The sequence below is a fragment of the Saccharibacillus brassicae genome (assembly GCF_006542275.1).
GTDB classification, from domain to species: Bacteria; Bacillota; Bacilli; order Paenibacillales; family Paenibacillaceae; genus Saccharibacillus; species Saccharibacillus brassicae.
Window position 1 is genome coordinate 1,379,502 of record NZ_CP041217.1, and the last position, 13,132, is coordinate 1,392,633.

At 60.6% G+C, this 13,132-nt stretch carries 11 protein-coding genes; 1 reads left to right on the forward strand and 10 read right to left on the reverse strand.

What is annotated here, in order from left to right; translation table 11 throughout:
• Nucleotides 1-1,798: 1,798 nt before the first annotated feature.
• The 7 genes from FFV09_RS05695 to FFV09_RS05730 form a co-directional block, all read right to left on the reverse strand.
• Nucleotides 1,799-3,607, reverse strand: a complete 1,809-nt coding sequence (locus FFV09_RS05695; protein WP_141446867.1) for a sensor histidine kinase — start codon at nucleotides 3,605-3,607, stop codon at nucleotides 1,799-1,801.
• A 64-nt stretch (nucleotides 3,608-3,671) separates the two neighbouring features.
• Nucleotides 3,672-5,402: a response regulator transcription factor gene (locus tag FFV09_RS24075; protein ID WP_246098488.1), complete on the reverse strand. Its 1,731-nt coding sequence runs from the start codon at nucleotides 5,400-5,402 to the stop codon at nucleotides 3,672-3,674.
• Between the two features lie 159 nt (nucleotides 5,403-5,561).
• The gene (locus tag FFV09_RS05710; RefSeq protein ID WP_141446869.1) at nucleotides 5,562-6,305 is read right to left on the reverse strand and encodes a hypothetical protein; all 744 of its coding nucleotides are present in this window, start codon (nucleotides 6,303-6,305) and stop codon (nucleotides 5,562-5,564) included.
• A 79-nt stretch (nucleotides 6,306-6,384) separates the two neighbouring features.
• Entirely contained in the window at nucleotides 6,385-7,002 is a 618-nt protein-coding gene (locus FFV09_RS05715) for a hypothetical protein (protein ID WP_141446871.1), read from the reverse strand.
• A complete protein-coding gene (locus FFV09_RS05720) occupies nucleotides 6,995-7,633 on the reverse strand; it encodes a class I SAM-dependent methyltransferase (RefSeq protein ID WP_141446873.1) in 639 nt (212 codons plus the stop codon). Before FFV09_RS05720 ends, FFV09_RS05715 begins: the two co-directional genes overlap by 8 nt.
• Nucleotides 7,630-8,202 carry an AAA family ATPase gene (locus FFV09_RS05725; RefSeq protein WP_141446875.1) on the reverse strand — a complete coding sequence of 191 codons (573 nt, stop codon included), beginning with the start codon at nucleotides 8,200-8,202 and terminating at the stop codon, nucleotides 7,630-7,632. Before FFV09_RS05725 ends, FFV09_RS05720 begins: the two co-directional genes overlap by 4 nt.
• 97 nt (nucleotides 8,203-8,299) lie before the next feature.
• A complete protein-coding gene (locus tag FFV09_RS05730) occupies nucleotides 8,300-8,881 on the reverse strand; it encodes a hypothetical protein (RefSeq protein ID WP_141446877.1) in 582 nt (193 codons plus the stop codon).
• A 292-nt stretch (nucleotides 8,882-9,173) separates the two neighbouring features.
• Between FFV09_RS05730 and FFV09_RS05735 the strand changes: the two genes are divergently transcribed.
• Nucleotides 9,174-9,992 (forward strand): class I SAM-dependent methyltransferase, encoded by an 819-nt coding sequence (locus FFV09_RS05735; protein ID WP_141446879.1) that lies wholly within the window; start codon nucleotides 9,174-9,176, stop codon nucleotides 9,990-9,992.
• A gap of 163 nt (nucleotides 9,993-10,155) precedes the next feature.
• On the opposite strand, the gene FFV09_RS05740 is transcribed toward FFV09_RS05735, so the two are convergent.
• The 3 genes from FFV09_RS05740 to FFV09_RS05750 all read right to left on the reverse strand — a co-directional run bounded on the left by FFV09_RS05740 (nucleotide 10,156) and on the right by FFV09_RS05750 (nucleotide 13,126).
• Entirely contained in the window at nucleotides 10,156-10,896 is a 741-nt protein-coding gene (locus tag FFV09_RS05740) for a sulfite exporter TauE/SafE family protein (protein ID WP_141446880.1), read from the reverse strand.
• Between the two features lie 761 nt (nucleotides 10,897-11,657).
• Nucleotides 11,658-12,254 carry a restriction endonuclease gene (locus FFV09_RS05745; RefSeq protein WP_141446882.1) on the reverse strand — a complete coding sequence of 199 codons (597 nt, stop codon included), beginning with the start codon at nucleotides 12,252-12,254 and terminating at the stop codon, nucleotides 11,658-11,660.
• Between the two features lie 8 nt (nucleotides 12,255-12,262).
• Nucleotides 12,263-13,126: a TetR family transcriptional regulator gene (locus FFV09_RS05750; protein WP_141446884.1), complete on the reverse strand. Its 864-nt coding sequence runs from the start codon at nucleotides 13,124-13,126 to the stop codon at nucleotides 12,263-12,265.
• Nucleotides 13,127-13,132: the final 6 nt, after the last annotated feature.

The window sequence follows — 13,132 nt, forward strand, 5'->3', positions numbered from 1 at the left end:
GGTTGCTTTACGAGATCAATCTTAGCATTGCCGCTTCGTTTAAGGTTAGGAATATCTTTGCACGGAATAGGGAAATCATTGTGTGTCGCGATTTTGGTAACGTTACCAATGGTAATAAATTTGGATATGAGTAAAATTTACAGTTTGACTGCGGCGTTCGAGCGTGAAAAAAAGCGCCTGCCGAATCGCACGGACGCCAAAAATGAAGCCGTAAATGAAAATGAGATAAGTTTTTGAGGCGGGAAATCGGGGTGGGGTACGCGACGGCGGGAGTGCGGCGGCGGGGCCGGGGGCCGGGGGCAAGGCAGGCCGGTGCGGAATGACGGCGGGCCGGGGGGCAGCAGGGCGCGGCGAGCCGAGAGGCGGCGGGAGTACGGCGGCGCGACGGGGGCCGGGGTGATAAATGTGGAATAACTGCGGGAGAGCAGTTATTTGCTCGCAGAACTGCCATTTGGACGCAATAGTTGCGAGAGAACACTTATTTCGTCGTTTTGGGCTATCGGAGGGCGCTTGGGGCGAAAATAAGTGCGTTCTCGCACTTATTGGCTCGCTGGGCCGGCTTGTGGGCGGAATAAGTGCGGTAAAGCAGCTATTTGCTCGTAGGCCAAACTGTCGGCGGAATAGTTGCGAGAAAGCACTTATTCACTCGCTGCACCGGTCTGATAGCGGAATAGTTGCGAGAGAACACTTATTTGCACACGGGGACGAGCTGCTTGCAGAATAACTGCAAGAGAACAGCTATTTCGTCATTTCGGACTGTCGGAGGTCGCTTGGGGCGAAAATAAGTGCGTTCTCGCACTTATTGGCTCGCTGGGCCGGATTGTGGGCGGAATAAGTGCGGTAGAGCAGCTATTTGCTCTTAGGCCAAACTGTCGGCGGAATAGTTGCGAGAGAACACTTATTTGCTCGCAGAACCGGCTTTTTGGCGGAATAGGTGCGAGAGAACACTTATTTCGTCGTTTTGGGCTATCGGAGGGCGCTTGGGGCGAAAATAAGTGCGTTCTCGCACTTATTGGCTCGCTGGGCCGGCTTGTGGGCGGAATAAGTGCGGTAGAGCAGCTATTTGCTCGTAGGCCAAACTGTCGGCGGAATAGTTGCGAGAAAGCACTTATTTGCTCGCAGAACTGCCACTTGGACGGAATAGTTGCGAGAGAGCAGTTATTTCGTCGTTTTGGGCTATCGGAGGTCGCTTGGGAGCGAAAATAAGTGCGTTCTCGCAGTTATTGGCTCGCTGGGCCGGCTTGTAGGCGGAATAAGTGCGGGAGAGCAGCTATTTGCTCGTAGGCCAAACTGTCGGCGGAATAGTTGCGAGAAAGCACTTATTCGCTCGCTGCACCGGTCTGATGGCGAAACAATTGCGAGAGAACACTGAAATAGTTGCAAGAGAACACTTATTTGCACACGGGGACGAGCTGCTTGCAGAATAACTGCGAGAGAACATCTATTTCGTCATTTCGGACTGTCGGAGGTCGCTTGGGACGAAAATAAGTGCGTTCTCGCAGTTATTGGCTCGTTAGCCCTCTTTTTCCGCCAAATAGTTGTCGTCAGGACGTTAATTTCGAGTCGGGCGTTTAGGGATTAGTCGTGCGCTTCGGACCGGACTCGACTGGGTTTTACCAGGATCGAAGACCGGGATCGACCGGGCCAGGCTCGGCGACTACGCTCGGTTAAGCTCGACTGGGCCGGACGATCGGGTTCGACTGGGCCGGATGTGACGACTCGTCCTGATTGGACTGGGCTCGCAGACTGCGCCGCCGCGAATCGCCTCCTCTGCCCCTTTGGGCCGCTACGTCTACGTCTACTTCTCTTCCGTCAACAGAGGGAGCGTGATGCGGACTTTGGTGCCTTCGCCTTTGCGGCTGTCGATCGTGATGCCGTATTCCTCGCCGTAGAGCAGCGTGATGCGGTTGTGCACGTTGCGGACGCCGATGCCGGTGAAGAGTTGGCGTTTGCTTTTCGGATTCGGCAGCGCGGTGCCGTCGGCCGCGGCGCTCCATTCGCCGCCGTCGTCCATGCCGTCGCCGTTGTCGCTCACTTCGCAGACGAGCCTGCCGTCCGCCTGCGAGACGAGCACGTAGATCATGCCGCTTTGTTTTTCGTTAAACGCATGGAAAAACGCATTTTCGATAAACGGCTGAATGATGAGCTTGGGCATCCGGTAGTGCATGCAGTCCGGCGAAGCGAACACGTTGACGCGAATCCGGTCGCCGTAGCGGGCATGGTTAATAAAGACGTAATTGTGCATGTTTTCGAGTTCCTGCTCGATCGTGACCGTCTCGCTGACGTTGCTGATCGTATTTTGCAGCAGGGAGATCAGCGCGTTGATTGTCTCCGCCGCGGCTTCTTTGTCGCCTTTTTGGACGAGAATCTTGATCGAAGCGAGCGTGTTGTACAGGAAATGGGGATTGATTTGCCGCTGAAGCGCGGCCAGTTCCGCGTTGCGCCGCTCTTTCTGCGTCTGCAGCAGCTTGGCGATATAGTCGTTGAGCTCGTCTAGCATATAGTTGTACGCACGGCCGAGCTCCTGCACTTCGTAGCCGCCGGCTCCGGTGACGCGCACGTAATTGTCGAAGTTTTTCTCCGTGACCGTCGACATTTGCCGGACGAGCACGGTCAGCGAGCGGGTCTGCCGGCGCGTGATCAGGAACACGAGCAGCAGCGCCGCGCCGACGATCAGGCCGCCGACCAGCACGAGATCGCGCAGGTTGACGACCCGGCCCGCCGCGTAGTCCCGGTCGATCAGGTTAACGAGGTAAAAATCGTACTCCGGGATGTAGCTGGACAGCAAAATGGAATTCCGTCCGAACACGTCCACGTTGCGCCGCGACACTTCGTCGCCTTCTGCCGCCGGCCTGGCGTAGCCGAGCAGCGGCTTCGAGACGGTGCCGATCAGCTCTTCGCGGTTGCTCGATACGATGCGGCCTTCGGCATCGAGGATAACGACGTCGTTGCCGGCGCTCGTGAAGTTGCCGTAGAAGCGGCGGAACTCGTCTTCGCGGATCGAGATGTACAGCGTCCCGTAGATGTAGCCGCTGGTGCGTTCCATCAGCGCTTTGGACGCGATGATGTACGGAATGTACGTGCCGCCTTCGCCCGCCGCTTCCGAATCGTACTGATAGATCAGCCGCCTCGGTTCGGCTTCGGTGCGCTGCGCCAGCGGATGCTTGAGCAGCCGACGCTCGGGCACGGGCCAATAGTTGCGGTCGGTCGAATAATTGCGTCCGTTGATCCCGACCGCGGTCACGCCCACGTTATACGCGTCGACGTTCGATTTGGTCTGCTTCATCTGCTGGTTCATGCCGAAATACGTCTCCGCCATGCGGATAGCGCTGCCTTCTCCCCCGCTCAAATACGCTTTGATCGTTCCGTTGAGCGAAGCGTGCGAAGCGGCGTTGACGACGGAATCGTTGAACGACTCCATCCCCGTGCGGATCTGGTTCAACACTTTGGAATTGGTAATGCCGAACGTCTCGGTGAACAGGCGCTCGGACATGCGGATCGTCACGAGCGACGTCACGACGCAGACCGTCACCGTCGCGACGACCATGACGAAGAACAGTTTGACGAACAAGCGCTGTGCGTGGAACCGGCTCCAGTATGCTCTCATGGTAGTAAATCCTCCTTCGGATGAACCCGCAGCCGGTCATTTCTGACTTCCCGGTCATCTTGCCTTATCGACCGGCCCCGTGCTGACGGCGGTACTGGCTCGGCGAGAGGCCGGTCTGCTTCTTGAATACTTTGGTAAAATAGCCGGGGTCCGAGTAACCGACCCGGCCGCTGATCTCCGAGATGCTGATCTCGCCTTCGCGCAGCAGTTCTTCGGCCCGCGAGACGCGAATCTTGTTCAGGTACTCGCTGAAGCCTTCTTTGTTGTGCGTCGCGAAATAGCTGGACAGATACGACGGATTAAAATGGAAATACCGGCCCAAGCCGGTCAGGCTCAGCGGTTCGGCATAATGCTCGTCGATGTACGCGAGCAGCTTCTTCATATTGGCGCCGCCCGTCTGGCCGGCGTGTTCGGCGATTTTGGCCTCTGCTTTGAGCAGGAAACTTTCGAGCAAAAACAGGGCGGCCCGCGCATCCTGCGCTTCTTCGATCTCGCGGAAAAAGCCGTATTTGGCTTCGTCCAGATCCGCGGCGTCGTAATCCATATTGCCGAGCAGCGTGATCAGGTTAAACACGATATTACCGAGAAAAGACTTCAGCCCGACCGGCGTCGACCGGTAATCGGCCGCCATGCGCGCCGTATATTCGCGCAGGTCCCGGAACGCTTCCGCGAAATGTTCCCGCTTGATCTCTTCCGTGAACAGGCGCAGATTGAACGCCGGGAGCGGTTCGCCGACTTCCGGCAGCTCTTCCGGCAGCATCAGCGTCCGGTCCGAGAAATAGAAGCGGCTCTCCAGCAGCTCGCGCAGCTGCCGGTACGCGGCGCTCAGCTCGCCGAGCGCGGCAAACGCCGTGCCCGCGGCCCAAAATTCGGGCGGGGCTTCGGCGGCGCCGGACGAAGTCGGCGCAAGACCGGCCGGCGGCGCAGACGCACCGGCTTCGGGCGCGCCGGGCACAGCCAGGGGCGGGGCGCCCGCCGAAGACGCGGGCGCCGCCGGGCTGCCGCCGGCTTCGGCGGCCGCGCACTCGCGCAGCGCGGCGAGCAGCGCCGTGCGCCGGCCCGTGCCGAGGCCGACCAGCACGGCTTCGCTGCCGGCCGCGGCGCCGGAGGCCGGGGCCGGCAGCCCGTAGACGCGCGCCGGGCCGAGGGCGGCCGCGAGAAAAGCGTTCGGCGCAAGCGCCTGCCGCAGCCGCTCCGCGAGCGGCGGCCCGTTCTCGCCGGCCCGCTTGCCGGCGCCGCTGCGGCCGGCCGGGCGCAGCCGGCCGACCAGCACGAATTGTTCGTGCGGGAACAGCTCCGCCAGCACGGCGGGCGGAGCGGATTCGTCGGCGCCGTAGCCCGACGCCAACTTCTCCAGCACCGTCTCGGCGTCGGGGCCTTCGCCGCTGCCTTCGCCCGTATAGCGGATCGAAGCGATCCGCCGGGCCGTATTTTGCAGCACGCGCAGCAGCTCCTGCGTCTCAAGCTTGGGCTTGAGAATATAATCGGCCACGCCGTTCTGGAACGTGGACCGCACGTAATCGAATTCGCCGTAGCTGCTCAGCACGATGACTTCGATATCCGGATGGTGTTTTTTGATCAAACGGGTAAATTCTTCGCCTTCCATGATCGGCATCACGATGTCGGTCAGCACGATATGGGGCCGCACGCGCTCGATCGCTTCGAGGCCTTCCCGGCCGTTGGACGCTTCGCCCACGATCCGGAATCCGTACTGCTCCCAGTCCAGATAATGTTTGATGCCCTGGCGGACCAGCACTTCATCGTCCACGATCAGAATCCTGCATATGTTTTCCATTCCCGAGCCCCCTCTGGATGTCCGTTTGGTACCGTTTACAACATCGTATCACACTTGTTCGCCGAATCTCCACGGATCACGAAACAAGCCGTCTGCGGGCAGCGAGGCCCGGACGGCTTGCGGCAGCCTTTCAATTTTGCTGCGTGTGAGCCAACTGCGTTATTTTATCGTCATTCCCATCCGCTGCGCAATCTTCAGTTGGATATACGGTTTGGCGAACGCCGACAGCAGCACCAGGTAAGAGGCCGAGAGCAGCAGCGCATACAGCCAGAACGTGCCTTCCTTGCCGTACAGAACGCCAAAGCGTTCCTTCGGCCCGCTGTAGATCGGCTGCCCCGAAGCTTCGTTGTACGAGAACCAGTAATCGTAATAGATGCTGAACATTGACTGCGCGTAGAGCGCAAGCAGCACGGCGACCACGTTGATCACCGGGATAGCCGACAGCACCGAATTGACGAGACCGAGCGCAAACCCGAGCAGCAGTGTCACGAAAAAGGTAGCAAAAAAGTGCCGGAGTCCCGTTTTCAAAATCGTGCCCGCGTTCATCCGTCCCCGCAGCGCTAGCCCCGGCAGGAAAAAGAGCCCGGCCGAGAGCAGACGCACCGCAAGTCCGGCCAGCGCGCTGAACGCCAGCAGCTGCAGCAGGGCGAACAATCCGTCGATCCAGTCCGTTTGCGCCGCTTCATCGCCCGCCCCCGCCATGAATTGCAGCGTCAGCGCGAACAAAGAAAACAGCTTGATGACATTGTCTCTCTGCGTGAGCAGCAGCAGTCCGATCGCCGCGGCCGCAGGCAGCAGGAAGAACAGCAGATGGTATTTCAGAAAATCCCAGTATCCGGTTAGAACCGCTTGATTTCGTTCATGTCCGTAATCCCCGTGCCGGTATGTTGATCGATCGTCCATATTCGGTTCTCCTCCGTATGCCTATTTCCGGCCCTCTGCCGGACAGTCGTCGCCCATTATAGCATGCGGGGCTTGCGTTCTACATCCCGTACTGCCAAGAGACGGCTTGATGCACCTGCGTACCCGGCTCCTCCGCGATTCGCCGCTTCATGACGCTGCCCCACTGTTCGACAAACCCGGAGATTTCATAGCGGTCATGCACGGGATCTTTCGAAAGGTTGGATAACTCCGACAAGTCTTTTTTGAGACTTTGCAGTTCGACTTGCAGCGATTCGCGCGAAGCGGCCTGCTCCGCATCGCCTTCTTTCCAGACCAACCCCACTTCATTGCCGAGAAAAGAATCGAACGTCCGCAGCGTCTCGGGCAGCGCAAAATAGGCCGTTTCGTCTACGCTCCGCGAAGCTTCCTGGCGCAGACCGACCAGCAGTCCCGTGGCCTCACCCAATCTGCTGCGCACTTCACCGAGCGCATACAGGGACATGGCCGCCCCTTCTCCGTCCTCCAGCATGCGAATGACGCTCATTAGCTGCGAATCGGCGCTTTGGATCAAGGACATCGCTTTACCGATCGTCCGATGGGCAGTCACAGCATTTTCTCTAATCTGTGTAAAAAGAATCAGGTTAAAAATAGCGCTGAGCAGCAAAAGTCCCGCCAGCAGCGCCACTCCACCTTTTCGGCGTCCACCGATTTTATTCATTGCATCTCCTCCTCAAGCCGACTTCCCACAGTCTTTTCGTCTTGCCGTATCGATTCGATTCATTCTGCCGGCATTCCAGACGTTCCCAGTCCGCAGGCGGGAAAAAGGCTTCGATCTCGGATTCGTCAAAAAAGCGCCGGAGAATGCCTTCGCTGGCGTACAAATAAGGATCGTCCGCCAATGCCCGATCCCGCTTGCCGTCGCGTTCACCCACGGCATTCACGCGGCAGAGCAGCAGGCCGCCCGGCCGGAGCGACCGATGAATGTCCCCGATCAGGCGGTGCGTAACGTCGCGCGTAAAATAGTGCAGGCTGAGGTCCGCCACGATCGCCTGCAGCGTGCCGTCTTCGAACGGCAGCCCGATCTCCATATCCAGCTGCCGCGTGCGAATGCCTGGTTCTTCCCGGCGCAGCCGTTCCAGCGCCTGCTCCGACAGGTCGCAGGCAAGCACGTCGTACCCCGCCGCATGCAGCACGCGCGCGTTGTGGCCGAGCCCGCAGCCGAGATCGACGATCACGCCCCGGTCCGGACGGAGCAGGGCGGCGTAGCGCTCCAGCCAACCGTCGTGATCGCTGCAAAACGTCAGATCGGCGTAGGCGGCATTCCAATAGCGCTCGTCGGGCCGCGTCATGGGCGTGCCTCCCGCGGATCGCGCGGATCGAGCCGCTTCAGCACCTGCGCGACCCGCTCTTCCACGCTGCCGGCGCCTTCAAGCCGCAGGATCGGGCACGTCAGCTCTTCCATCCAGCTCTCCTGCTGTTTGCGGCTGCGCACTTCTTCGCCGGCATGGTCATACAGCGACGCCCATTCCAGGAAAGCCTGCGACGCTTCGTAACCTGCGCCTCCCGGCAGCGCTTCTTCGCCGTAGCGCTGAACTTCTCTCGCCCGCAGCCGATTCAATCGTTCTTCGGGCGGCACGTGCAGGAACACGACGAAGTCGAAGCGGGACTTGAATTCGTCGCCCCAGCCGCACACGGCGCCGGTCAGTATCCACCGTTCATGCCGCTCCGTCTCTTCCCGCAGCAGCCTCGCCCGCTCCTGCGGCGGCCGGGCCTCGTCGAATTTGTGGCTCCAAAAGTAATCGTCGCCGTCCAGTACGGCATGCGGCAGATGCGCCGACAGTGCCCGGCCGAGCGTCGTCGCGCCGGAACCGGACGCGCCGAAAATATGCAAGCGGCGGTACGGGGTTATCAGGTTCATTGAAAGGCTCCTTTGCAGCAATTTTGCCAAGCTTCTCTCCAGACTGTCACCCATCATTCATTCTCTGTTTTCTATTGTCTATTGTCCAAAATGCTTTCTAAGCTTTTTCGGTTCGGTCTTTTCGCTCCCGCAGTTCCCGGGCCAGCCGCAGCACAATGACCGCGATCACTACCCAGCCCACGAACAGCAGATACGTATTCATATGGAAAAAATGGCTGCTCATTCGAATCGAATCCAGCCCGCCCAGCATGTCTTCGGCCGCTCTCCGGTTCGGCTCGGTATCGGGTCGCGCCATGACTTCCAGCATCTCTTCGCGCAGCACCCGGTAGCGGATACGCTGAATTTCGAAGCCGGCGGCCTGATGCGCGGCCAGCCCGAGCAGCACGGCCGCAAGCGGCGCAGGGCCAAGCCGCATCAGCAGACCGTTCGTGAAATGCAGCTGCACCGGCAGCAGCAGGCCAAGCACCAGCAGCGGAATCCAGAGCAGCAGGCCCGGATTGCCGTTGCCTGCCGAATCGCCGGGCTCGGCTCCCCCCGCGTTCAACAGGTAGAACAGGAAACCGATCAGCAGCAGATTGACCGCGACGGCAGCGGGATGCTTCAATCGGCTGCCGAGCGCGGCCGCCGCAAGACCAAGCACGAACAAGACCGCAACGACCGGCAGCACCAACCCGACCATGACCATCCCTCCTCCGGTTCGCATATATAAGCTTTTTATGCAAAAAGGCTTTTTTCCATGCAGATTGCTTATACATACAGATTTGTTATACACGCGCCGGGCGACTCCGCCCCTGCCGCAAAGATGATCCGTCTCACAAATTATGCCATAATGTACCGGAAGACGTCGCCCGAAATTCCGAATGGGTCCGATCCGGGTCCCGCCGATCCGACTCTAACCCTACGATCCCGACCCTATAATCCCAACCCTATAACCCCCACCCTATAATCCCAACCCAAGGAGTGAACTTGCCATGCTGGAGTCGATCCGTAAAAACAACGTGGACCGCTTCGCCGGATTCGGCGAGCTGTACGACCGCAGCCGTCCCGCCGCGCCGCCGGAAGTCGTGCGCATTCTCGAATCGTATCTGGGCCGTTCCCCGCGCCGGGTCGTCGATGTCGGCTGCGGCACGGGACTGTCGACGTTTCTGTGGCTCGACCGCGCCGACGAGATCGTCGGCATCGAACCGGGCGCGGACATGCGCGCCGTCGCCGAAGCCAAATGGGAAGCGGCCGGACAGCCGGCGCGGCTCTACTTCCGCGCAGGCTACTCCGACGCGCTGGCCCTCGAAGACGGCTGGGCCGACCTGCTCACCTGCTCGCAGTCGTTCCATTGGATGAATCCGCAGCCGTCGCTGGCCGAGTTTGCCCGCGTCCTGCGCCCCGGCGGCGTGTTCGCCGCTTACGACTGCGACTGGCCGCCGGCGCTGAACGCGGACGTCGAAGCCGCGTACGCGGATTTTGCCGCGCTGGCCGACCGCCGCTCGTCCGAACTGGCACCGCGAGGCGAACAGGCGCACAAATGGCCGAAAGACCGGCATCTTGCCGAGATCGAAGCGTCCGGCCTGTTCCGTTACAGCCGGGAGATCGTGTTCCACCACCGGGAGTCCTGCGACGCGCAGCGGTACGTGAACCTCGCGCTGAGCCAGGGCGGCACGCAAAACGCGATCAAGCGCGGCGCGCAGGACGTCGAAGCCGCGGCGGACGTGTTCAGGCAGCGGGTCGAGCGTTTTTTTGACGGAAAAGAAAAAGAAGTGCTGTTCGGCTACCGGATGCGGCTTGGCGTGAAGTGAGCGAAGACACCGCAACGAAGGGCGGCGCGGTCCAGAGCGCCTTTTCGGGCGGACTCTCTCTATATGAAGTAAACGCCGGGTAAGGCCGAAAAGTTCGGTTCCCGCTCAAAAGGAAGACCGCGGTGCGAGACTGGAGCTGCTTCGAGCGTCAGGACGGACTTTTTTATACCAAGCCCAGCCCGCTGAGCGCCGTCCACAGGCCGGACACGAGGATCAGCCACAGCGAGAAGCGTTTGAACCGGGCTTCGTCGAGCCGGGTGACCGCGTTCGCTCCGGCCCAGGCGCCGAGCAGCATCGCGGGAATCGTCCAGAGCAGAAACCCGCCCGTGCCTTGATCCAGCAGTCCGCTTGCCGCGAACGAGAGCACGCTGACGATATTCAGGGCGACGCCGTTCAGCGCGAGATTCGCGCGAAACGCCTGTTTGCTCATGCCTTGATTGGACAGAATAAGCGCAATCGGCGGACCGCTGACCGAGATGCTGCCGTTCAGCAGCCCGCTGAGCAGGCCGGCGGTCACGAAAGCGGTCCGCTCGCTGCGGATCGGCAGCGAACGCCCGAGCAGCATCAAGGCGGCGAAAACGGCGATCAGGATGCCGGTGGCGGTCTTGAGGACGGCCGCGTCCACGGCGAGCAGCAGATACGTGCCGAACGGCGCCGCGACGACGCCGGCCGCGATCAGCAGCCAGACCTGACGCACGTTAACGTCGCGGCGATTCGGGATCACGACCGTCAAACAGATAAACAAACTGAAGATGACGATGATCGGCACGGCCTGATGCAGCGGCATAAACAAACTCAGCAGCGGCAGCGCGATCAGCGCGAAGCCGAAACTGGTCAGGCTTTGGGCGAAGCTTGCGGCGAAAATAATAAGCATGGCACAGGCGATAACGCCGAATCCGGTCATGAAGGTCCTTCTTTCCTGGGCTTTTGGCGTTGAGCCTATCGGGCAAAACCGCTGCCCTCTTTTCCGTCCATCATAGCGCATAAGCTTCCGCTTTCGCACACGGCCGGCGCCGGAGTTTGTTAAAATAACGGCCTGAAGGCATTTATTTCGCGCCTATTTGTTCCGTTTGAAAAATAATTGCGCACGGACACTTATTTTGCGTGTTTGTGGCGAGATTGGACGTTTTGCGGGCAAATAGCTGCCGCTGCGCAGTTATTTTGGAAAAACGGCCTTTTTGCGCTGAAATAACTGCTTGCTCGCACTTATTTGTGTGGGCGTGGGCGTGCGGGGTACGCAAGGTGAGCGGAATGCGATGTTTGGGTGCGCAGCGAATACGCAAGGCGAGCGGTACGCGGTGTTTGGACAAGCGGCGGATGCGCGAGGCGAGCGGTACGCGGCGCTTGGACGTGCGGCGGATGCGCGAGGCGAGCGGAATGCGGCGTTTGGGTGCGCGGCGGATGCGCGAGATCAGTGGTATGCGGCGCCGCGGCGCTCAAAAAGGCTGTTTCCCGATTAGGTATCGGAAAACAGCCTTTCAGGTTCATGCCGGATCGTATACATCCGGCGATCTTGTGCGCGGTCGGCGGCTACGGTTCGGCGGCTGTGTCCGCCTCGGCAAGCCTTTTTGCTTCATTCGGCGGGCCATCGGCCCCGGGTCCAGCGCCGGCTCGGTTCCTCCTCGCTGGGTCCCGCCCCGCCGCGTACCGCCTGCGCGTGCCGGCTCAAATCCGCAGTTCGCCCGGCGTTTCTTCCGCTTCGCGCTCGATGATCTCCATCGCGTCTTCCGGCCGCTTGGACTTGAACGACGCGATGATTCCGTCGAGATCTTCGCGATCGAGCAGCACGACGCCGTTATAGGCGGCGAGCTTGCGGCAGGCAGCGGTGTACCGGCCGGACGTCAGCACGACGGCGCGCTGCGCGCCGTATACGCGCATCGAGCCGTACACTTCCTGCACCGCGGACAGGCCGACCGGATTGCTCATCGCGTAGCGCTTGGCCTGCAGGACGGTTCGCGCCCCGTACCGGTCTTCGTACACCAGATCCGCGCCGAAATCGCCGCTTGCGCTCGTCCGGTGCACTTCCGCATAGCCGAGTGCCTCGAACAGGCGGTGCAGGTAGCGCTCGAAGTCCGAGCCGTCCAGCATGCCGTCGATGTCCTTGAGCGTAATCCGGCGCGGATCGAGCTGGCGCAAAATCCGGCGGCGGCGCAGAGCGGCCAGCCGCAGCGCCAGCAGAAGCAGCAGCCCAAGCGCGCCCAGCGCGATCCACGGCAGCGGCCCGCCCGGCAGCGCCGCGGATAGTTGATCCCACGTAGTCATGCTGCCGCTCACTCCTCCCGCTTCGGCTTCGCTGCCGGTCGCCGTTCTTCTTTTGACACGGACTGCACTTGCGCTGCCGTGTTCGCTTCCTTGTCCGCTTCCATGCCGGTATGCTTATCCGATTCCGATTCCGATTCCGTGTTCCCACCCCTGTCGGCTTTCGCTTTTCCCGGATCGGCTTCTCCTTCTCCCCGATTCGCTTCCCCCGGGTCCGCTCCCTCGCACGAATCTTCTTCGGACGGCAGCCGATTCAGGATCGGTCCGGCCGCGAAGCGAACTTCGCCGGCGTAGCCGATGCCCCGCAGAATAAAAGTCAGCATATCTTCGACCTGGCTCTGCGCGTCCGGAAATTCTTCCTGCATGATCGCGGACAGGCCGCTTCTGTTATCGCCGAACAGTACGCTGCCGAGCAGCTGCACCATCGTCATGTCGAGCGAACGAAAATGAAAATCGCCCTGCTCCCGGCCTTGTTCCAGAAACCCGCGAATCAGCTTCCAGGCCGGCAGAACGCGCTGCTGCACGAGAGCGGTGCGGGGCGTCTGAAGCACCATCTCCTGATGGATGATGCGCGAAATTTCGGGATCGGCGCTGCGAAACAGCACAATCTCCCGCACCATCGTGCAGAGCCCTTCGACCGGGTCCAGGTCCATTTCGCCCAGGACCCGGCTCGCTTCGGCGATCGGAATAAACGCGTCGAGCACCGCTTCGTAGACATGCTCCTTGCCTCCGTAATAGTAGGAGACGAGCGACAGATTGGCGCCGGCTTCCGCGCAGATCTCCCGCACCGTCGTCGCTTCGAAGCCTTTTTGTGCCGTCAGCTTTTTCGCCGCCTGCACGATTCTTTTTTTCACGTGATCTTCTTTGATGCCCATGCCGCT